Here is a 20,614-nt window from a genome sequence, read left to right as displayed (position 1 = left end):
CAAGTGTGCCACGCCCCTCCTGTCCCATCAGTGCGCGTACCGCAGGTGCTTGACGCCGTTGATGAAGTTGGAGAGCAGGAAGTCGGGCTCTCCCACGGTGTGGATGGCCGGCAGCCTGGTGAACAGTTCGCGGAACATGACGGTCATCTCCCTGCGCGCCAGGTGCGCGCCGAGACAGTAGTGCGGCCCCGGACCGCCGAAGCCGACGTGCGGGTTGGGGTCGCGGGTGATGTCGAAGGCGTCGGGGTCGGTGAAGACCGCCTCGTCCCTGTTGGCGGAGTTGTAGAAGAGCAGCACCTTGTCGCCCTTGTGGTACATCCCGTGGTCCTGGGTGACGGTCCTGCGGAACTGGATCACCGGGGTGGAGTAGCGCACGATCTCGTCGCACGCCTTGACGATCCGCCCGTCGAAGTCGGCCATGAGGTGCTCGCGCTGCTCGGGATGATCGGTGAACAGCTTGAGCCCGTAGGCGATCGCGTTGCGGGTGGTCTCGCTGCCCGCCACGACCAGCAGGATGAAGAACGAGCCCAGTTCCTGGGAGGTGAGCCGCTCCTCGCCGTTGACCAGCAGGCTGACCAGGTCGCCCGTGGGGCGCTTGCGCCGCTCGTCACCGAGCGTGGCGGCCAGGCGGTTGAGCGAGTGGCCCGCGTGCAGGAGCTTGCCGAGGCCCTTGGCGACGTTCCAGCGGTTGAGGTCGGGACTGATGCCGGTGTACTCGGGGTCGGCGTTGCCGAGGATCACGTTGGTACGGCGCAGCACCATGTCATGAAATTTCGGGGGAATCCCCATCATGTCGCAGATGACGCGCACCGGAAGCCTGGCGGCGATCTGCTCGACGAAGTCGCCCGGACCCTCCTTGATCGCGGCGTCCACGATCTCGGCCGCGGCCACGGCCAGGTCGTCCTCCATCTTCGCCAGGATGCGCGGCGTGAAGGCCCTGGAGACGATCCTGCGCAGCCTGGCGTGCCGCGGGTCGTCCATATTGATCATCGAGCCAAAGTACACGGCCAGCCACCGCGGCATGTCGGGGATGCTGTTGGAGCAGGGCTCGCTGCTGAACACCCCGGCGTTGCGGCTGGCCTCGGTCACGTCGGCATGCCGTACCAGGGCGTAGTAGCCCTCGCCCGCGCCGATGAAGGGGACCACGTTCTCCTTGACGAACACCGGCCGGTCCAGCTCGCGCAGCCGCCTGAAGGCGTCCATCCGCTCGGCCTGCGGAAGTCCCCAGAACGGGATCTGCGACAGATCGATGTCCATGCCGCCATCGTTGACGCAAGTGTTCACTTACGTCAAGGGTCCACGCCGCCTCTGGAAGGGCCTTTGTCAGGCCGAGGCCAGCAGGTCCGCGGCCTTCTCGCCGATCATGACGGCGGGGGCGTGGGTGTGTCCGCGGTTGAGCGTCGGCATGATCGAGGCGTCGGCCACCCGCAGCCTCTCCACCCCACGCACTCGCAGCTCGGGGTCCACGACCGAGCCGGCGTCGGCGCCCATCCTGCAGGTGCCCACCGGGTGGTAGAGGGTCTCCGCGCGCTCGCGCACCCACTGCGCCAGCTCCTCCTCGCCGCCCTGCCCCGCGTAGGGCGCCATCGGCCCCGACACGTACGGCCTGAGCGCGCCGGTCTCGAAGATCCGCCTGGCCGTCCTCAATCCCGCCACCAGCCTGCGCAGATCGGCCTCATCCGTCAGATAGCGGGGGTCGATGGCCGCGTCGCGGCCGCTCAGCCCCACCTTTCCCCTGCTCTGCGGCTGCAGCAGCACCGCGCCGATGGTCAGCCCGTGCTCGGTGGGCGCGACGAGCCCGTGCTCGAAGAAGAACCCGGGAGCGAAGACCAGCTCGATGTCGGGCGCGGGCTCCTCGGGCGAGGTCCTGACGAAGGCGACGGCCTCGCCCACGTTCGTGGTCAGCGGGCCGTTGCGCAGCACCAGGTAGCGCAGCAGGTTCCCGAGGCTCTCCGCCGCCTTGGTGAGGGTGATCGGCTGCGGGCAGCTCATGTAGACGGCCGAGGCGAGGTGGTCCTGCAGGTTCCTGCCGACCTCGGGCAGGTCGTGGACCACCGGCACGCCGGCCTCCTTCAGCTCGCCGGCCGCGCCGACGCCCGACAGCAGCAGCAGGTGCGGGGAGCCGATCGCGCCGGCCGACAGCACGACCTCGCGCCTGGCGGTGATCCTGGCGCCGCCGTCGTGTTCGACGCCCACCGCCCTCCTGCCGTCGAAGACCACGCGCTCGACCCGCGCGCCGATGACGACGGTCAGGTTGCGCCGCCTGAGCACGGGCTTCAGGTAGGCGTCGGCGGCACTGCACCTGCGCCCGCGGTTCTGGGTGACGGGGGTGGGGCTGCAGCCCTCGTTCGACGGCCCGTTGAGCTCGTCGAGCCTGGTCATGCCCAGCTCCTCGCAGCCCTTGAGGAAGGCTCGCGTGACGGGGCTGGGGCTGCGGAGTTCGGAGACGTGCACGGGTCCCGCCGCGCCGTACACGCCGCCGGTGTTGCTGCCGACGCGGCGCTCGGCCCTGTGGAAGTACGGCAGGACGTCGTCGTAGCCCCAGCCGGGCACGCCCCACTGGTCGTAGTCGCGCCGGTGGCCGCGCACCCACATCTGGGCGTTGAGCGAGGAGGATCCGCCGAGCACGCGGCCGCGCGGCCAGTAGAGCTCGCGCCCTGCCAGCTCGTCCTGCTTGGCGGTGGAGTAGTTCCAGTCGTAGTCGGTCTTGAAGAGCTTGGCGAAGGCGACGGGCATGCGGATCTCCAGCCTGTCGTCCGGTCCGCCCGCCTCGATGAGCGCCACCCTCACCGAGGGATCCCTGGTCAGCCTGTTGGCCAGCACGCAGCCCGCCGAGCCCGCGCCGACGATCACGTAGTCATACTCCACAGGACGTGCATACGTCACCTCGCCGGGCTCGTCCATATGCATCTGTAACCTTTGTTACCTACCGGTTGGTATGTAGTTGCTGCCAAGATGGCGCGCGTAGGAGTAAGCGAGGGAGGAAGGCCTGCCATGCTCAACCTGTCGATCGTCCTCGAGGACAGCGCCCGCACCGCGCCCGACGACACGGCCGTCGTCTTCGGCGATCTGCGCCTGCCGTACTCCATGGTGGATACGATCGCCAACCAGGTGGCGAACCTGCTGGTGGCGCGCGGCGTCGGCAAGGGCGACAAGGTCGCGCTCGCATGCCCGAACGTGCCCTACTTCCCCTTCGTCTACTTCGGCATCCTCAAGGCCGGCGCGACGGTCGTGCCGCTGAACGTGCTGCTGCAGTCCAGGGAGATCGCCTACCACCTCGACGACAGCGACGCCAAGGCGTTGTTCTGCTTCGAGGGCACCCCCGAACTGCCGCTCGGCGAGCGCGGCAAGGCGGGCTTCGAGGCCGCCGAGGGGTGCGAGCACTTCTTCGTGCTGCCGGCCACGCCGCTCGCCACCGAGTCCGAGTACGGCGAGTCGATCTGGGCGGCGCTGAACGGCATGCCGGGCGAGTTCCAGACCGTGCAGACCGCTCCCGAGGACACCGCGGTCATCCTCTACACCTCCGGCACGACGGGCCAGCCCAAGGGCGCCGAGCTCAGCCACCAGAACATGCTGATGAACGCCATGGTGAGCGACGAGATGTTCCCGCGCACGCCGGGCGGCGACATCTATCTGGCCGTGCTCCCGCTCTTCCACTCCTTCGGCCAGACCGTCGTGATGAACACCGGCTTCCGCCGCCGCGGCACGCTCGTGCTCATGCCGCGCTTCGACCCGGGTGACGCCCTGGGCCTGATCCTCAAGGAGAACGTGACGTTCTTCGCGGGCGTGCCCACGATGTTCTGGGGCCTGCTCACCAAGATCCACGCCGAGGGCGGCCAGGCACCCACCACGCTCAAGCTCGCCGTGGCCGGCGGCGCCTCCTCGCCCGTCGAGGTGCTGCGCGACTTCGAGCAGACCTTCGGCATCGGCATCCTCGAGGGGTACGGCCTGTCGGAGACCTCCCCCGTGGCCAGCTTCAACCAGCTCGGCAGGCCGACCAAGCCGGGCACCATCGGCACGCCCATCTGGGGCGTGGAGATGAGGCTGATCGACAGCGACTGGAAGACGATCGAGGGCGAGGGCCCCGGCGAGATCGCCATCCGCGGCCACAACATCATGAAGGGCTACTACAACAGGCCCGAGGCGACCGCCGAGGTCATGAACGACGGCTGGTTCCGCACCGGCGACATCGCCACCCGCGACGCCGACGGCTACTACGCCATCGTCGACAGGGCCAAGGACATGATCATTCGCGGCGGGTTCAACGTGTATCCGCGCGAGATCGAGGAGGTCCTGATGACCCATCCCGCGGTCTCACTGGCCGCGGTCGTGGGGGTCCCGCACGACTCGCACGGCGAGGAGGTCAAGGCGTACATCATCCTGAACGCGGGCGCCTCGATCACCGCGGACGAGCTGGTGGCCTGGTGCAAGGAGAACATGGCCGCCTACAAGTACCCCCGCGTCGTCGAGTTCCGCGAGAACCTGCCGATGACCGCCACCGGCAAGATCCTCAAGCGCGAGCTGCGCTGACGCCACGCCGTCCGGCCACGGTCCCGCGAGCCTCCGGCACGCTCGGCGACATCGGGGGTGATATCTTCCCTAGTGCAATACTTGCACGAGATAAGGAACCCCCGATGGAACCGAGCGCGGTCTTCCGGCACTACCTCAGCGCGGTGGTCCTGCACAGCCTGGCCAGCGCCGAATCGGCGGGGCTCAACGCCACCGACCTCTACGCGCTCAACACGCTGGAGCTGTCGGGCCCGCTCACGTCGGGCGAGTTGGCCGCGCGCGCGGGGCTCACCACGGGCGCGACCACCAGGCTGATCGACCGGCTGGAGCAGAGCGGGTACGTCCGGCGGGTGGCGGATCCCACCGACCGGCGCAAGGTGATCGTCGAGGCCTCCGGCAGGCCCGCACGGCTCGACGAGGCGCTCAAGGGGGCCAGGCAGCGGCTGGCGGAGCTGCTCGGCGACTACACCGACGAGCAGCGAGCGACGCTGTTCGACTACTTCGACAAGGCCGCGAACGCCTTTCAGGAGGCCACCGACGAGCTCACCTCAGGCCGGGGGTAGGGCGCCCCCTACCCCCGACATGGGTGCGCGCAGGGCTGATCGGGGCATGCGCGCGCGTGAACACTGGGTGCATGGTCACCACACTCTCGGCACTCGAACCCGTCCCCGCTCCCGTCAGGGCCTCCGCCACCCTCTGGTTCGCCGCCGTCGGCGCGGGCGCCTTCGAGGCCGCCCTCGCCGTCGGGCAGGCGCTGTCCGCCGGCGCGCCCTTCTCCGATCTCGCCGGTGGCCTCGCGTTCCGGCTGGCGGTGTTCGCCGGCGCCGTCTTCCTGGCGGTGTGCCTGCGCCAGGGCCGCCCATGGGCCAGGGTCGCGCTGGCGCTCACGCTCGGCGTCTTCGGCACGCTGTCGCTGGTGATCGAGCCCATCCGGTGGCTGCTCGCGGGCAACTCCGTCGTCGAGTTCTACGCCTCGGCCGACGCGATGACGTACGTGTTCACCGCGAGTCGCATTCTGCACCTGGCGGCCGTTCTGGGAGCGATGGTGCTGATGTTTAGTTCTGCGGCGAACGCGTACTTCCGTGAAAGATGATGATGACCTGTATGGTTTGCGGTCATGCAGAATCGTCTGACCGGAATGCTGGTCGGTGCCGTTTTCGGTGCGGTATTCGTGATCGTCAACGCGCCCGGGCCCCTCGGCTCCGTGATCGCGACCGTCCTCCGCGTGGCCGCGGCCCTCGCCGCGGCGTATGCGATCTTCCTGTGGTTCAGCGCCGGTCGGCGCATCAGGTCGGGCGCGCAGCCTCCCCAGCCGCCCGCGGGGGGCACCATGTACGGCCGCGGCTACCTGCTGATCGTCGCCGCGGAGGCCGTCCTGCTGTTCGGCGGCCTGCAGGTGCTGCGCGTGATGGAGCGCCCCGCGGAGACCAACGTCGCGTGGATCGCCCTGATCGTGGGCCTCCACTTCGTCGCGCTGGCTCCGGTGTGGAAGGAGCCCAGCATCATGATTCCCGGCGTGGTCCTGACCGTCCTGGGGATCGTCGGCCTGGCCATGTCGTTCACCTCCGCCCTGGCATGGGTTCCGTTCGTCAGCGGCGTGCTGTCGGGCGTGACGCTCCTGTCGGGCAGCATCACCTACGCCAGAAGGGGACTGGCCGCGCTCTCCCCCACCCCGTGACGCGCGAGGACCGCGTCGCCCGCCGGGCGACGCGGTCCTCGCGATGTGCCGGTCAGGGCCAGTCGACGGAGGGACGCAGCGGCACGTGCGCGCCGCCCTCCCTGTCGAGCTTGACGCCGAGGACCTGGTGCAGCTGGACCTTGTTGCGCTCGAAGCCGACGATGCAACCGGCCATGTAGAGCCGCCAGACCCTGGCCGTGCCCTGGCCGACCTCCTGGAGGGCGTCCTCCCAGTTGTCGTCCAGGTTGTCGCACCAGAACTTCAGCGTGCGGGCGTAGTGCTCGCGCAGGTTCTCCTCGTGGCGGACCTCGAAGCCGGTGTTCTCCATCATCGAGATGAGGTAGCCGGCCGACTCGAGCTCGCCGTCGGGGAAGACGTAGCGGTTGATGAAGCCGCCCTTGTTGATCGTCTTCTCGGTGCTGGTCGGGCGGGTGATGCAGTGGTTGAGCAGCCGCCCGCCCGGCCTGAGCTTGCCGTACAGGCCGGCGAAGTAGCCGGCCAGCTGGTCCTTGCCGATGTGCTCGGTGAGCCCGATGGAGCTGACCGCGTCGAAGTCGCCCTCGGGGACGTCGCGGTAGTCCATGAAGCGGACCTCCGCCAGATCCTGCAGGCCCGCGTCCACGATCGCCTTCTGCGCCCACTCCGCCTGCTGCCTGGACAGCGTGACCCCGAGCGCCTTGACGCCGTACTCGCGGGCGGCGTGCATGACCATGCCGCCCCAGCCGCAGCCGACGTCGAGCAGACGCATGCCGGGCTTGAGGTCCAGCTTCCTGGCCACCAGGTCGAACTTCGTGTACTGCGCCTCTTCGAGGGTCGCGTCCTCGCGAGGGAAGACCGCGCAGGTGTAGGCCATGGAAGGGCCGAGCACCCACTCGTAGAAGCGGTTGGACACGTCGTAGTGGTGGTGGATCGCCTCGGCGTCACGCTGCTTGGCGTGGCGCGAGCCGAGCCTGGCCAGGGTGCTCCTGCGCATCTCCTGAGGCGGCGGAGGAACGCGCATCAGCAACGGCTTGGTGCCGAGAGCCCGCACGGCGTCGACCTTCTCGGCGAGGGTCAGGTCATTGGTGGTGATGTTCCACATGCGGTCGAGCAGGGTGTACATGTCGCCGTGAACGTCGATGTGTCCCGACACGTACGCCCTGGCCAGGCCGAGCTCTCCCGGCGCCTGGGCCAGGTAGGCCACGGCGATGGGGGACTTCACCTCGATGCGCACGTCGGCGCCGTCGGGACCGGCCTTGCTACCGTCGTAGGCCATGAACGCGATGTTGGTGTTCGCGCCAACGATCTTCTCAAAGATGCTCGCCAGAGCCATCTCTCACCTTCCCCGCACACACTTGTCGTACAGGTCCAGCAGGCGACCGTTCGGGTCGTATTCCCGCTTGACCGGCCAGTAAGCATCGCCGTTGTACAGCTGCCAGAACTGCTCACGGGCATAGAAAGAGGTCGAGTAGAGCGACTTGTGCCCGTCGAGGTCGTGCACTTCGTTCTCGATCAGCCTGTTGTAGTAACCGTCGAACTGTCCGCGCGGCAACGGGACCAGGCCCCAGAAGCCGAAGTTGACGTAGAGCTTTCCCGTCTCCAACGGGTACAGCGGCCACTCACTCGACGATCGGAGAGGACACATCCACACCGGGGTCATGCCGACCTTGGCGTGGAAGAACTCGAGGAACTCCGCGCCCCTCTCCACCGGCGTCTCGACGTCCTGGATGACCGACTCCTGGACCGGGGCGTCGCGCCACCTGTCGACCCTCGCGACCACGCCGTACTTGCGGTCGAGGGCGACGAGCTTGCGGTAGACGTCCGAGCGCATCCACTTGCGCGGCATCAGCGACCGCACCAGCGGCTGCTGGACGCCGAACGCCCGCGAACACCAGAACCAGTCGGTGTCCCAGCGCCAGAGGTAGTCGCGCACGGTCAGCCAGTCGCGGCCCCTCTTCTGGATCGACTGGTAGTAGATGCGCATCCCCGTGTAGTCGGAGGTGTACGGGGCGCGCTCGGCGAACCGGCCGAGCGTGATGTACATCTCCGACGGGTCGAAGAACACGCCGTCCACGAAGTCGACAGGCTCCCCGTCGTGCACCATCTGCTCGCAGATCTCCTGCATGGCCAGCATGCACTTGGCGGCGTCGGTGAAGCGCAGATGGGTCAGCCGCACGTACGGCTGGACCTTCCTGAGCCTGATCCGGATCCTGAGCGCGTAGCCGAGCGTGCCGTAGGAGTTGGGGAAGGCCCTGAACAGGTCGCGGTGCTCGTTGTCGTCGCGAGCGACCACGATGCGCCCTTCGCCGGTCAGGATCTCCAGCTCCTCGACCGACTCGTGCGGCAGGCCGTCCCTGAAGCTGCTCGACTCGATGCCGAGCCCGGTCACCGCCCCCCCGAGCGTGATCGTCTTCAGCTGCGGCACGACGTACGGCATGAGGCCGTGCGGCAGCGTGGCATCGACGAGGTCCTCGTAGGTCGTCATGCCCTGGACCTCGGCGGTCATGCTGACCGGGTCCACGCTGATGACCTCGTCGAGGTCGCGGGCCGACAGCTTGGCGGCCTTGCCCGAATCGCGGAACCTGAACAGGTTCGAGGTCGCCTTGGCCAGCCGAGGAGCGGCGTCCGCGGGAATCTCGGCATAGGACTGCCTGATCTGTTCGACGGCCCGCTGGTGTGCCGACATCGTTGTCACAGAAACACCCCCAGAAGCTGTGGTCGAGATCGTCCGTAAGACCGTATCTCTCCAAATCAGCCTCGAACAGGTCGGGGTCGTTAAACGCTCGAAAACTTCCTATCGTCCCAGGTGAAGCCGCTATCGACCGGCGAACCGACAGGAAACTCTACTTACCAGATACGCCCCTTCTGCGGACCTGCGCCGACACGCCGTTGACGACGTTGATGATCTTCGTTCCGTCGAGCGCGGCAGCCAGGTTGGCAAGGACGGCGGAGACGAGCCGTCCTGTCGTCTGGGGTGTGACGCCCGCCACGTGCGGCGAGAGGAGCACGCTCTCCAGGTCGCGCAGCGGGTCCCCGTCCGGCAGCGGCTCGCTCTCGAAGACGTCGAGCGCCGCGCCCGCCAGGTGTCCCTCGCGCAGCGCGTCGACGAGCGCCCGCTGGTCGACGACGCCTCCGCGGGCGGCGTTGACCAGCAGGGCGCCCTTCTTCATCGAGGCGGGGTCGACGAGCCCGCGCGTCTCGTCGGACAGGGCGATCACCACGACCAGCACGTCGGAGGTGGCCACGACCTCCTCGAGCGGAGCGTGACCCGCCCCGCGCGGCGTCCGCGTCCAGTGCGAGACCTGGCAGCCGAACGCCTCGAACAGGCGGGCGCAGCGCTCGCCGATCGGGCCGTAGCCCACGATGCCCACGCGGGAGCCGGACAGCTCACGGGGGCCGAGGTCGAGCTGCGGCCACCGGCCGGCGCGGACGGCCGCGTCGGCGGCGGGCAGGCGGCGGGCCAGGGCCAGGGCGGCGCCCACGCACCACTCGGCCACCGCCGTCGCGCTGACCCCCGCGGTGTTGGCCAGCGGGACCCCCGCCGCCGCCAGCGCGGCCAGGTCGTGTCCGTCGACGCCCACGGAGGGCTGCTGGACGAAGGCCAGCCGCGGGGCCGCGGCGACCGCGGCCGCGTCCATGGCGAGGCTGCCACTCCAGTCGCCGAGCACGATCTCGGCGTCCGGGAGGGCGGCCTCCATCGCGGCCCTGTCGCGCGCGGTCACGAGCGTGACGCCGTCGCCGAGCGGGGCGAGCAGGCCGCGAAGCGCGTCGGGCGGCAGGGGCGCGAGCGCCAGCAGGTTCCAAGGAGTCATGAGGCCGACCCTAGGACGGCGCCGGGACCTTGACCACGCCCGCGGCGAGGCTCCGCCGGGGTGCCGGACCCCTACCGCGTCAGGAGCCCGGCGTGAAGCTGCCCATCACCTGGCGCATCATCCGGCCGTGGCGCCGCCACTGCTCCTCGGCGACCGTCCACGACACCACGTACGCCGTGTCACCCGCCACCATCGCGCGCCGTACCTCGTGGTAGACCCGTCCCTCGGCCGCCCACGGGTGCCCGGGAGCGGCGGTCCAGGTGAACTCCCAGTCCACCGCGCCCTGTGGGGCGGTCTTGCGGCGCACGGTCCGCACGTCCGCGGCCCCGGTCATGCTCTCCTCGGCGTCGCGCAGGATCTGGTGCGGATCGAGCGTGGCGTACTGCTCCTCGACGCCGAGGTGGGCCGAGCGGTCGGGGCGGGTCCACTGCGTGTAGGCCTGGGAGCGGGCCCCCTTCCACCTGGTCGGCCGCTGGATCGACCAGCCGTCGGGCGAGGTCCACAGCCGGGTCAGGGCGACGGGCGTCCTGGAGACCGCCGGGGTGGGGGTGGGCGATGGCGTCGCCGGGGAGGCAGGGTTGGCGGGCGTCGAGGCCGGCGTGACGGCCTTGGTCTGCGGCAGGCGCGCGCTGCCCTGCGCCGCCTCGGGGGAGAGCTTCAGATAGGCGCCGGCGCCGACGGTCACGACCAGGATCGCCGCCGCGGCCGCCATCAGCGTCGTTCGGCTGCCGCGCCTGCGTGAGGACGGCCGCTCGTCATCGTCGTCGTCGTGCTTGGCGGCCTGCTGCTCGCCGATCGAGAGGAGCAGCGCGTCGGCCTCGGCCGCGCTCAGCCGCTCCTCCGGCTCCTTCTTCAGCAGCCCCTTCAGCACGGGATGCAGCGCGGGAGGGATCCTGCGGTAGTCGGGCTCCTCTCCGAGCAGCGCCGACAGGGTGGCCATCGGCTCGCCCCGTTCGAACGGCGAGCGTCCGGTGAGCGCGGCGTAGAGGGTCGCGCCGAGCGACCACAGGTCGGAAGGGGGGCCGATGTCCTCGAGGCCGCGGACCCGCTCGGGCGCGAGGAAGGCGGGCGACCCCGTGACCATGCCGGTCCTGGTGAGGGAGCTGTCACCCTCGGCTGTGGCGATGCCGAAGTCGGTCAGGACGGCGCGGCCGTCGTCGCACAGCAGGATGTTGCTCGGCTTGACGTCGCGGTGCAGGATGCCGACCTCGTGGGCGGCCTTGAGCGCCGACAGCACCTGGCGGCCGACTGCTGCGGCCTCCCTGATCGGCAGCGCGCCGTGGGTGGCGACGACCTCGTCGAGGGCGGGCGCGCGCACCAGCTCCATGATGATCCACGGGCGGCCGTCCTCCTCCACGACGTCATAGACGGCCACGACGCTCGGGTGGTTGAGCCTGGCCGCCGTGCGCGCCTCGCGGGCGGTGCGCATCAGGTGGCGCTCCCTGTCGGACTTGGACAGCCCGGGCGGGAGTAACACCTCCTTGATCGCTATCGACCGGTTCAGCAGCGTGTCGTGGCCCTCCCAGACCACGCCCATGCCGCCCCTGCCGAGTTCTGTGGCCAGGCGGTAGCGATGGGCGACCAGCTGATCGGATTCCGAAGCCATAAGGCGCAAGTTTCCCATACCGGTGACAAGCGTGCGGGCGGTCCGCCGGACAGGGCGGTGTGTCGATCTTACGGGGGCTGTCGCGGCGCGGCCGCACCGAATAAAGTTCTTGAACATGACTCAGGGACCGCTGGCAGGAGTGAAGGTGCTGGAGCTGGCCGGGCTCGCGCCCGGCCCCTTCGCCGGGATGATGCTCGCCGACCACGGGGCCGAGGTGCTGCGCGTCGACAGGGTGTCGGCCGTCTCCGAACGGCCCCGCACGGACGTGATGGACCGCGGCAAGCGCACGATCGGGCTCGACCTGAAGTCGGCGGAGGGTGTGGCGGCCTTCAAGGAGCTGGCCGCGACCGCCGACGTGGTCATCGAGGTCTTCAGGCCCGGCGTGGCCGAGCGCCTGGGCATCGGCCCCGGCGACCTGCACGCGGTCAACGAGCGCCTGGTCTACGGCAGGATGACCGGCTGGGGGCAGGACGGCCCCCTGGCCACGACCGCGGGCCACGACATCGACTACATCGCGATCTCGGGCGTGCTGTCCATGCTCGGGCGCGCGGGCGACAAGCCCACGCCGCCGATCAACATCCTCGGCGACTTCGCCGGTGGCGGCCTCATGCTCGCGTACGGCGTGCTGCTGGCCCTGTTCGAGCGCGAGAGGACCGGCAGGGGCAGGGTCGTCGACGCGGCGATGGTGGACGGCGCGGCCATGCTGTTCGCGATGTTCTACCGGTCGGGTTGGGGTCCGCGCGGCACCAACCTGCTCGACACGGGGGCGCCCTTCTACGACACCTACGAGACCGCCGACGGCGGCTTCATGGCGCTCGGCGCGCTGGAGCCGCAGTTCTGGGCGGAGTTCGTGACCAGAACGGGCCTCGACGACCTGCCCGACAGGGGCGACCCCGCCCAGTGGCCCGCGCTGAGGCTCCGCCTGGAGGCGGCGTTCAAGCAGCGGACGAGAGCCGAGTGGGAGGCGGTCTTCGAGGGCTCGGACGCGTGCGTCTCACCCGTGCTGTCCATGGCGGAGGCCGCAGCGCACCCGCACAACACCGCGCGCGGCACGTTCACCACGGTCGGCGAGGTCACCCAGCCCACACCCGCCCCCCGCCTGCTGGGCACCCCCGAGCCCGACCTGTCCCCCGCCACCAGGCTGGAGGACCTGACGGCGTGGGGACTGGACGAGGAGCGGGCGGCCAAGCTCAGGCAGGCGGGTGTGCTGGCGTGAGGGCGCCGTAGTCCTTCGGCTCGAACGTGTCGTGCATGCCGAGGTTGCCGCCGCCTCGCCTGGTGATCGCCCTGGTGAGGCGGGTGGGCAGACTGGTGAACAGTCGCGCGCCGTTGATCAGCGCCCACACCTCGGCCCCGCTGCCGGGGATGAGGCGCTTGGCGGCGGTCATCGCGAAGTCGCGGCTGCGCCGTACGTACTCCGACATTTCGCTCTCGTAGGCGGCGAAGGCGCGGCTGTGGTCGCCCCTCGCCGCTCCCTGCCCGCCCGCCAGCTCCTTCGCCAGCTCGCCCGCCAGCACGTAGGCGCCCACGACCGCGATGCTCGTGCTGCCGCCGACCGCGGGACCCGGGCAGTAGCCCGCGTCGCCGACCAGCGTGACCCTGCCGCGTGACCACGTGTCCATGCGCAGCTGGGTGACGGAGTCGAAGTAGAACACCTCGGCGCGGTCCATCTCGTCGAGCAGCCTGGGCGTCTCCCAGCCCAGGTCCGCGAACTGCTCGCGCAACAGCTCCTTCTGCCGCGCGGTGTCGCGGTAGTGGTAGTCGAGCTGCCCGGCGGGCCGCATGAAGAAGAAGGCGCGGGCGTCGTCCATGTGGCGGGCGCTGTAGACGCCGACCATCCTGCCGACGGTGGGCATCCCTGCCATCCGGTCGCCGAGGTCGAGGTAGTTGGGGATGGTGGCGACCGCGATGTAGGCGCCGAGCCAGTGCGTGAAGCTCGACTCGGGACCGAAGACCAGCCGCCGCACGTTGGAGTGCAGGCCGTCGGCGCCGATCACCAGGTCGAAACGGCGCGGCGCGCCCCGCTCGAAGGTGACCTCGCCGTCGTCGGAGATCGAGGTGATGGAGTCGCCGAAGACGTACTCCACGTCGTCCTTGGTGGCGTCATAGAGGACCTCACTGAGGTCGTCGCGCATGATCTCGACGTGCCTGGCCGAGATTCCCCCCATCAGCCTGGAGACCTGGATGTTCACCGGCTTGGCGGTGCCCCGCCTGATCATCGTGATCCACTCGGTGCCCGTCTTCCTCTCCATGATCGCGTCGAGCGCGCCCATGCGCTCGACGATGTCCATGGCCGGCTTGAACAGGTCGACCGCGTGACCGCCCGACTTGCGCAGGGTGGGCGCCTTCTCCACGACGGTCGGGGTGAAGCCGTGCCGCTTCAGCCAGTAGGCCAGCACGGGGCCGGAGACGCTCGCTCCGGAGATGAGGATGTTCATGGAGTCTCCTTACTTATCGATAAGTAAACAATACGTCTTTACCGATCGATAAGTAAGCTGAGTGGCCGTGGCACGAGGAAAGACCAGAGAACGCATCCAGCAGGTGGCCCGCGAGCTGTTCATCGCGCAGGGCGTGCAGCGGACCAGCCTTCAGGAGATCGCCGACCGGCTCGGCATCACCAAGCCGGCGCTCTACTACCACTTCGCCTCACGCGAGGAGCTGGTGCGCAGCATCATCGTGCCGCTGATCGAGGAGGGCAGGGCGTTCCTCGAGGAGGCGACGGCCCGCGGGGACATGGAGCCCAGGGCGCTGCTGGAGGGCTACTTCGACTTCCACTACCGCCATCGCGACATCATGATGCTCGCGGTACGGGAGATGACGACGCTGAACGACCTCGGGCTGCTGGAGATCGTGACCGGCTGGCGGGAGCGGCTCGGCGAGATGCTCGTCGGCGCCGACGCGCCCCTGGCCGCGCAGGTGGGGGCGGTGGTGGCACTGGGCGGGCTCGCCGACTGCACCTGGACCTTCGCCGACCTGCCCGCCGAGCTCGTGCGCCCGCCCGCCGTCGACTCCGCCATGGCCGCCCTCGGCCTCTAGCCCCTTCACCGAGCACGGAGCCGTCATAGGAGTTGTCTGGAATGTAGTATATGTACTACGTTTTCGAGCATGGATACTGTGGTGAGCGTCCGCGGACTGCGGATGTCGTACGGCAAGCGCGAAGTCCTGCGCGGCGTCGACCTGGACGTGCGGCGGGGCGAGACCATGGCGCTCCTCGGGCCCAACGGCGCGGGCAAGACGACCACAATCGAGATCCTCGAAGGCTTCAGGCACCGCATGGGCGGCGAGGTCCAGGTGCTCGGCGAGGACCCCGCCAAGGGCGACGACAGCTGGAGGGCCAAACTGGGCGTGGTGCTGCAGGACTGGCGCGACCACCCCCGCTGGCGGGTCGCCACGCTGGTCGACCACATCGCCGCGCACTACCCCGACCCCTGGGACACCGGCGAGCTGCTGCGGGCGCTCGGCCTGGCCGGGCAGGCGGCCGCCAAGGTCGGTCAGCTGTCCGGCGGCCAGCGGCGCAGGCTCGACGTGGCGCTCGGCATCGTCGGCAGGCCGGAGCTGCTCTTCCTCGACGAGCCGACCACGGGCTTCGACCCTGAGGCGCGCAGGGAGTTCCACGACCTGATCGAGGGCCTCGACACGACGATCGTGCTCACCACGCACGACCTGGCGGAGGCCGAGAAGCTGGCCGACCGCATCGCCGTCCTGGTGAAGGGACGGATCGCGGTGTTCGGCACGCCCGCCGAGCTGGCCGACGCCGTGCAGGCGCCCTCCCTGGTGCGCTGGAGGGACGGGGCCGAGCAGACCGGCGAGCCCTCCGAGCTGGCCTGGCGGCTGCACCAGCAGTACGGCGGGCCCGTCCCCGGACTGGAGATCAGGCGCCCGACTCTCGAGGAGAGCTACCTCAACCTGGTGGAAAGGAGCGCGGCATGAACACGTTGACGCTGGGAGTGAGGCGCGGCCTCATCGAGCAGGCCTCGATCATGCGGGACGGCAAGGAGCTCGGCGGTCAGCTCGCCGGCATGGTGACGTTCGTCCTGCTGATGCTGTGGATCGGCGACAACCCCGCCGGTGGCGGGATCGGGATGAGCGCCTTCATGGCGGTCGGCTTCATCGCCTTCACCGTGTTCTCCGCGGGCACGATGTCGCTGCCGACGCTGATCGCCGCCGACAGGGAGGAGGGCGCGCTGCTGCGGCTGCGCGCGCTGCCGAAGGGCATGCCCGTGTACGTCACGGGCAGGGCGGTCTCGCTGCTGGTGCACATCGTCGCGAACTCGGCGCTCATGATGGCCCTCGGCGCCGCGCTCGGCGGGCTGGGAGCGCCCTCCGACTGGCCGACGCTGCTGTGGGCGCTCGGGCTCGGCGCGCTCGCGGTGGTCCCGCTCGGCACGGCGATCGGCGCCATGCTGCCGACCGCGAAGGCCGCGGCCGCGATCATCGGACTGCCGACGATGCTCCTGATGATCATGTCGGGGGTGATGATCCCGCTGCGGATGATGCCCGAGGCGGTGCAGTGGATCGCGCAGGCCTTCCCGCTCTACTGGCAGGGCCACGCGCTCCGGGCGGCCTTCTTCGACTCCGCGGCGGGCGAGCTGCACCGAACGTGGGAGCTCGGCACCGCGGCGACGGTGATGGGGGCGTGGGCGGTGGCCGGTATGGTGCTGGCACCGTGGCTGCTGCGCAGGGTCACTCGCAAGTGAGGATTCCCGGTGTCGAACGAGGTCGTCTACAACAGGATCCCGATGCTCAGGGCCGAGCGAGGGATCTCCCGCAAGGACCTGGCCGCGGCGCTGGGTGTGCACTACCAGACGGTCGGCTACCTGGAACGCGGCGAGTACAGCCCCTCGCTCTTCCTCGCGCTGAAGATCGCCGAATATTTCGAGGTGCCGGTGGAGGTCGTCTTCTCCCTCCATCCGTTCGCCAGGCTGGGGTCATGATGGGAACGTGGGAGAAACGGCGCGAGCGCCTGGAGAACATGCCGGCGAGCCGGCTGTGGTCGACCAGGCCCGCCCGGCGCCGCCTGGTCGTGGTCGCCGCGGCGGCGCTCGTGGTGCTGTGGGCAGGGCTGGTGATCATCGCCCGCCACGCGCCGAGCGACCTGGCCCGCAACGTCTACCTGTCGATGTTCGGGATCAGCCTGCTGGTCGGCCTGCCCGTGGTCGGCTGGCTCCACACGGCCACCAGGGGTGTGCTGTACCTGCCCGAGCGGCTGCTCGACGAGCGGCAGCTGCACGACCGGCGCAGGGCCTACACCTCCGCCCACCGCGCCACCAGCCTGGTGCTCGGCTCGCTGTTCGTGCTGGCCAACTTCTGGAGCTACGGGGATCGGCTCACGCTGACCGTGCCGACGGCCCTGGTGGCGCCGCTGGCACTGACGCTGTTCGTGACGCACTACACGATCCCGCTGCTCATCGCGGCCTGGACCGTGGCTGACCCGCCCGATGACGACGACGAGTGATCCCCGCACGGTACGGGGACACCCGGGCTGAAGCTCGGCACGCCCGCCCCGTCGCCCTCGCCTGCGGCCGCGGGGCCGGGCCTCACACCGCGACGTAGAGATCGGCTCCCGCCGGGTGGTGCACCTCCAGGTCGGTGGTGAACGACCTGGCCGGGGTGCCGCCGGACTCGGTGTGCTTCCACACCCGCTGCCACGCGTCGACGATGGCCTGCGGCATCTGCCCCCTGGCCTCCACCTTCAGGGCTTTTCCCGCGGGCACCCGTACCGCCACCATGCCCTCGGGCAGCCGTGGAACGGTCCGCACGCCGACCCCGACGATCTGCGTGTACGCGCCGTGGTGATCGCTCTCGTAGTCGGTCAACACCGCGTAAAGGTTTTCGTCCAGGCGACCCGGCACGTGCGCGAAGGCCCCGGGCGCCCCCGCCCGCTGCCACAGCCCCGGCAGCCTCGCCCTCGACGGGTCCATCTCATCGGCGTTCGTGGTCCGTACGGCAAGCCCCACGACCAGCAGCTCCGACCGCTCAACGACGTCCAACGCGTCCTCCATCCCCCAGAGCCATCCCGCAGATCATATGGCCATCGAAAGCGGGAAAGACCCTTGGTGAACCAGTCGGCGCATGCCCCGTCCACCTGCGCGGCATGTCCGGTTTTCGCAAGTAGGATGGACGAACGTGAAGTTTCTCAACGGACTCGAGCCGTCATACGACCTGACCTACAGCGACGTGTTCATGGTCCCGTCGCGGTCCTCGATCGGCTCCAGGCTCGCGGTCGACCTGTCGACCAACGACGGCACGGGTACCACCCTGCCCCTCGTGGTCGCCAACATGACGGCGGTCGCGGGCCGTCGCATGGCCGAGACCGTCGCCCGCAGGGGCGGCATGGCGGTCATCCCGCAGGACATCCCGATCGACGTGGTCGCCGACGTCGTCGACTGGGTGAAGAAGCGTGACCTCGTGCATGACACGCCGCTCACGCTCACCCCGCACGACACCGTCGGCGAGGCGCTGGCGCTGCTGCCGAAGCGGGCGCACGGCGCGGTCATCGTCGTCGACTGGGACAACCGCCCCGTCGGGGTGGTCACCGAGGCCGACTGCCACGGGGTCGACATGTTCACCCAGCTCTCGCAGGTGATGTCGGCCCACCTGCTCACGCTGCCCGCGGGACTCGATCCCCGCGAGGCCTTCGACATGCTGCACGAGGGCCGTCACCGCCTGGCGCCCATCGTCGACGGCGAGGGCCGCCTCGTCGGCATCCTGACCCGCACCGGCGCGCTGCGCGCCACCCTCTACCAGCCCGCGCTCGACGCCAGGGGCAGGCTGCGCGTCGCGGCCGCCGTCGGCGTCAACGGCGACGTGGCCGCCAAGGCCAAGGAACTGCTCGACGCGGGCGTCGACTGCCTCGTCGTCGACACCGCCCACGGCCACCAGGAGAAGATGATCTCCGCGCTGCGCGCCGTCAGGGCGCTCGACCCCGGCGTGCCCGTCGCCGCCGGCAACGTGGTGACGGCCGAGGGCGTCCGCGACCTGGTCGACGCCGGCGCCGACATCCTCAAGGTGGGCGTCGGCCCCGGCGCCATGTGCACCACCAGGATGATGACGGGCGTGGGCAGGCCACAGTTCTCCGCCGTCCTCGAGTGCGCTGCCGAGGCGCGCCGCCTCGGCCGGCACGTGTGGGCCGACGGAGGGGTACGGCACCCGCGCGACGTGGCCCTCGCGCTGGCCGCGGGCGCGGCCAACGTCATGATCGGCTCGTGGTTCGCCGGCACCTACGAGTCGCCGGGCGACGCCCGCACCGACGCCGACGGGCGCAAGTACAAGGAGAACTTCGGGATGGCCTCGGCGCGGGCCGTACGGCTGCGCACCGCCGAGGACAGCCCCTTCGAACGGGCCCGCAAGGCGCTGTTCGAGGAGGGCATCTCCACCTCCCGCATGTACCTCGACCCGCAGCGGCCCAGCGTCGAGGACCAGATCGACGCGATCGTGGCGGGCCTGCGCTCCTCGTGCACCTACGCGGGCGCGACGAACCTGGAGGAGTTCCACGAGCGGGCCGTGGTCGGCATCCAGAGCTCGTCCGGCTACACCGAGGGCATGCCGCTGCACCAGAGCTGGTAGGCGGCGGCCTCCGTGAAGGCGCCGACACCGACGCCGCGCGGGGCCAGCTCCACCGCCAGCGCCTCGCACAGGCTCTCGACGGCGGCCTTCATGGCGGCGTCGAGAGCGTGGCGGGCCTCCTCGGGCACGAGAACGGCGATCGACGAGCCGCCGCCCATCAACGGCAGCAGCCGCCTGATCACCGTGGTGACGCCGGTGAAGTTCTCCTCGACCAGAGCACGTTCCGCCCCGGCCGTCACCGACTCGAACGGCGCCATCGTCGTCCCCGTCGCGGCGGCGACCAGCAGGTCGATCCTGCCGTGACGCTCCTCGACGGCCGTCGCCAGCACGTTGAGCGCCATCGGATCGGCCAGGTCCAGCGTCAGGGCCAGATCGGCGGCCTGCCTCACCCCCGGCGCAGGACCGGCGACCACGAGAGTCGCGCCCAGCTCCGCGAGCGTCTCGGCGACGCGCCCCGCCGCGCCGGTGATCACAGCGACTCGTCCGCTCAGCGAGGTGGCCATGCGATCAGTTCACCACGGACCGGCGCGGCCGGCCACGATCCGCCCGCGGGCGGGGCGCGTTCTCCGGCCGCGTGGCGGGCTGCCATAGAGTCTGTCCGTCAGAAGACATCCACCAAGGAGAACATCGTGGCACTCGAGAAGCCGGAGATCGATTTCCCGGAGGGCAACCCGCCCGCCGACCTGGAGATCGTCGACATCGTTGAGGGGGACGGCCCCGAGGCCAAGGCTGGACACAGCGTCCAGGTGCACTACGTCGGCGTCTCCTTCTCCTCGGGCGAGGAGTTCGACTCGTCTTGGAACCGCGGCACGCCGTTCGAGTTCCCGCTCGGCGGTGGCCGCGTCATCGCGGGCTGGGACCAGGGCGTGGCGGGGATGAAGGTCGGGGGGCGGCGCAAGCTCGTCATCCCGCCGCACCTCGGCTACGGCGACCGCGGCGCCGGCCGGGCCATCAAGCCGGGCGAGACGCTCATCTTCGTCGTCGACCTGCTCGGCGTGCGCTGACCCGCACACCACGTGGGGTACGGCCCGCCGTACCCCACACTCCCCGCCCGACCCTCGCCCGGCGCCCTCGCCCCCGGCTGCTCGGCACCCTTTGCCCCCAACTGCCTGGCACCCTTTGCCCCCGGTTGCCGGCGCCCTTGCCCTCGGCGGGGGCCAGGTCCCCGACCCACGCGTGCCCCAGCGGGAAGGCGGACCGCACCCCCGGAAACCCCAGCCGCACGCAGACGGGCCGGGCCGCATCCCACCCCGGAAATCCCTGCCGCACGCAGACGGGCAGGGCCGCACCTCAGCCCGGAAACCCCAGCCGCACGCAAACGGGCAGGGCCGCACCTCAGCCCGGAAACCCCAGCCGCACGCAAACGGGCAGGGCCACACCTCACCCCGGAAACCCCAGCCGCACGCAGACGGGCAGGAAGCACCCCATCACGCGCGTGGCACCCACCGCCTGACGCCGGTAAAC

The 20,614-nt window shown here is 70.1% G+C and carries 21 protein-coding genes; 12 read left to right on the top strand and 9 right to left on the bottom strand.

Features of this window, described 5'->3' with window-relative positions:
• Positions 1 to 27: 27 nt before the first annotated feature.
• Positions 28 to 1,257 (bottom strand): cytochrome P450, encoded by a 1,230-nt coding sequence (locus tag AC3EO4_RS45700; protein ID WP_431902160.1) that lies wholly within the window; start codon positions 1,255 to 1,257, stop codon positions 28 to 30.
• Between the two features lie 66 nt (positions 1,258 to 1,323).
• Positions 1,324 to 2,868 carry a GMC family oxidoreductase gene (locus AC3EO4_RS45695; RefSeq protein WP_431902158.1) on the bottom strand — a complete coding sequence of 515 codons (1,545 nt, stop codon included), beginning with the start codon at positions 2,866 to 2,868 and terminating at the stop codon, positions 1,324 to 1,326.
• A 126-nt stretch (positions 2,869 to 2,994) separates the two neighbouring features.
• On the opposite strand from AC3EO4_RS45695, the gene AC3EO4_RS45690 reads away from it, so the two are divergent.
• The 4 genes from AC3EO4_RS45690 to AC3EO4_RS45675 all read left to right on the top strand — a co-directional run bounded on the left by AC3EO4_RS45690 (position 2,995) and on the right by AC3EO4_RS45675 (position 6,187).
• On the top strand, positions 2,995 to 4,530 hold the full coding sequence (locus AC3EO4_RS45690) for a long-chain-fatty-acid--CoA ligase (protein WP_379573565.1): 1,536 nt from the start codon (positions 2,995 to 2,997) through the stop codon (positions 4,528 to 4,530).
• 104 nt (positions 4,531 to 4,634) lie between these two features.
• Entirely contained in the window at positions 4,635 to 5,072 is a 438-nt protein-coding gene (locus AC3EO4_RS45685) for a MarR family winged helix-turn-helix transcriptional regulator (protein ID WP_379573564.1), read from the top strand.
• A gap of 71 nt (positions 5,073 to 5,143) precedes the next feature.
• Positions 5,144 to 5,602 (top strand): hypothetical protein, encoded by a 459-nt coding sequence (locus tag AC3EO4_RS45680; protein WP_379573563.1) that lies wholly within the window; start codon positions 5,144 to 5,146, stop codon positions 5,600 to 5,602.
• A gap of 24 nt (positions 5,603 to 5,626) precedes the next feature.
• Entirely contained in the window at positions 5,627 to 6,187 is a 561-nt protein-coding gene (locus AC3EO4_RS45675) for a hypothetical protein (protein WP_379573562.1), read from the top strand.
• A 52-nt stretch (positions 6,188 to 6,239) separates the two neighbouring features.
• On the opposite strand, the gene AC3EO4_RS45670 is transcribed toward AC3EO4_RS45675, so the two are convergent.
• The 4 genes from AC3EO4_RS45670 to AC3EO4_RS45655 form a co-directional block, all read right to left on the bottom strand.
• On the bottom strand, positions 6,240 to 7,499 hold the full coding sequence (locus tag AC3EO4_RS45670; RefSeq protein ID WP_379573561.1) for a class I SAM-dependent methyltransferase: 1,260 nt from the start codon (positions 7,497 to 7,499) through the stop codon (positions 6,240 to 6,242).
• 3 nt (positions 7,500 to 7,502) lie between these two features.
• Positions 7,503 to 8,852 (bottom strand): FAD-binding oxidoreductase, encoded by a 1,350-nt coding sequence (locus AC3EO4_RS45665; protein ID WP_379574555.1) that lies wholly within the window; start codon positions 8,850 to 8,852, stop codon positions 7,503 to 7,505.
• 157 nt (positions 8,853 to 9,009) lie between these two features.
• Positions 9,010 to 9,978, bottom strand: coding sequence for an NAD(P)-dependent oxidoreductase (locus AC3EO4_RS45660; protein ID WP_431902153.1), 969 nt, complete (start codon positions 9,976 to 9,978; stop codon positions 9,010 to 9,012).
• Positions 9,979 to 10,057: 79 nt separating this feature from the next.
• Complete coding sequence (locus tag AC3EO4_RS45655) at positions 10,058 to 11,584, bottom strand: serine/threonine-protein kinase (RefSeq protein WP_431902150.1); 1,527 nt, start codon at positions 11,582 to 11,584, stop codon at positions 10,058 to 10,060.
• Between the two features lie 115 nt (positions 11,585 to 11,699).
• Here AC3EO4_RS45655 and AC3EO4_RS45650 point away from each other — a divergent pair, with 115 nt between their 5' ends.
• Entirely contained in the window at positions 11,700 to 12,800 is a 1,101-nt protein-coding gene (locus AC3EO4_RS45650) for a CaiB/BaiF CoA transferase family protein (RefSeq protein WP_431902147.1), read from the top strand.
• Here AC3EO4_RS45650 and AC3EO4_RS45645 read toward each other — a convergent pair.
• Complete coding sequence (locus AC3EO4_RS45645; protein WP_431902145.1) at positions 12,775 to 14,022, bottom strand: FAD-dependent monooxygenase; 1,248 nt, start codon at positions 14,020 to 14,022, stop codon at positions 12,775 to 12,777. The two genes, AC3EO4_RS45650 and AC3EO4_RS45645, sit on opposite strands and share 26 nt — an antisense overlap.
• Before the next feature lie 67 nt (positions 14,023 to 14,089).
• On the opposite strand from AC3EO4_RS45645, the gene AC3EO4_RS45640 reads away from it, so the two are divergent.
• The 5 genes from AC3EO4_RS45640 (at position 14,090) to AC3EO4_RS45620 (ending at position 17,039) form a co-directional block, all read left to right on the top strand.
• Positions 14,090 to 14,620, top strand: coding sequence for a TetR/AcrR family transcriptional regulator (locus AC3EO4_RS45640; RefSeq protein ID WP_379573556.1), 531 nt, complete (start codon positions 14,090 to 14,092; stop codon positions 14,618 to 14,620).
• A 69-nt stretch (positions 14,621 to 14,689) separates the two neighbouring features.
• Entirely contained in the window at positions 14,690 to 15,514 is an 825-nt protein-coding gene (locus tag AC3EO4_RS45635; protein ID WP_431902142.1) for an ABC transporter ATP-binding protein, read from the top strand.
• The gene (locus AC3EO4_RS45630) at positions 15,511 to 16,281 is read left to right on the top strand and encodes an ABC transporter permease (protein ID WP_431902140.1); all 771 of its coding nucleotides are present in this window, start codon (positions 15,511 to 15,513) and stop codon (positions 16,279 to 16,281) included. The genes AC3EO4_RS45635 and AC3EO4_RS45630 overlap by 4 nt, the downstream gene beginning before the upstream one ends.
• Positions 16,282 to 16,323: 42 nt before the next feature.
• Entirely contained in the window at positions 16,324 to 16,518 is a 195-nt protein-coding gene (locus AC3EO4_RS45625; protein ID WP_203946469.1) for a helix-turn-helix transcriptional regulator, read from the top strand.
• Positions 16,515 to 17,039, top strand: a complete 525-nt coding sequence (locus AC3EO4_RS45620) for a hypothetical protein (protein WP_431902137.1) — start codon at positions 16,515 to 16,517, stop codon at positions 17,037 to 17,039. Before AC3EO4_RS45625 ends, AC3EO4_RS45620 begins: the two co-directional genes overlap by 4 nt.
• Before the next feature lie 82 nt (positions 17,040 to 17,121).
• Here the strand turns inward: AC3EO4_RS45620 and AC3EO4_RS45615 are convergent, their stop codons facing one another.
• A complete protein-coding gene (locus AC3EO4_RS45615; protein ID WP_379573552.1) occupies positions 17,122 to 17,574 on the bottom strand; it encodes a GyrI-like domain-containing protein in 453 nt (150 codons plus the stop codon).
• Positions 17,575 to 17,710: 136 nt separating this feature from the next.
• Here AC3EO4_RS45615 and AC3EO4_RS45610 point away from each other — a divergent pair, with 136 nt between their 5' ends.
• Complete coding sequence (locus AC3EO4_RS45610) at positions 17,711 to 19,150, top strand: GuaB1 family IMP dehydrogenase-related protein (protein ID WP_431902136.1); 1,440 nt, start codon at positions 17,711 to 17,713, stop codon at positions 19,148 to 19,150.
• Here the strand turns inward: AC3EO4_RS45610 and AC3EO4_RS45605 are convergent.
• The gene (locus AC3EO4_RS45605; protein WP_431902134.1) at positions 19,114 to 19,653 is read right to left on the bottom strand and encodes an SDR family NAD(P)-dependent oxidoreductase; all 540 of its coding nucleotides are present in this window, start codon (positions 19,651 to 19,653) and stop codon (positions 19,114 to 19,116) included. The two genes, AC3EO4_RS45610 and AC3EO4_RS45605, sit on opposite strands and share 37 nt — an antisense overlap.
• A gap of 126 nt (positions 19,654 to 19,779) precedes the next feature.
• Here AC3EO4_RS45605 and AC3EO4_RS45600 point away from each other — a divergent pair, with 126 nt between their 5' ends.
• The gene (locus AC3EO4_RS45600) at positions 19,780 to 20,154 is read left to right on the top strand and encodes an FKBP-type peptidyl-prolyl cis-trans isomerase (RefSeq protein ID WP_379573549.1); all 375 of its coding nucleotides are present in this window, start codon (positions 19,780 to 19,782) and stop codon (positions 20,152 to 20,154) included.
• Positions 20,155 to 20,614 lie beyond the last annotated feature (460 nt).

Source organism: Nonomuraea sp. bgisy101, from assembly GCF_057708945.1.
The sequence above is the reverse complement of the archived record's forward strand: the minus strand, read 5'-3'. Positions and strand labels throughout refer to the sequence as shown.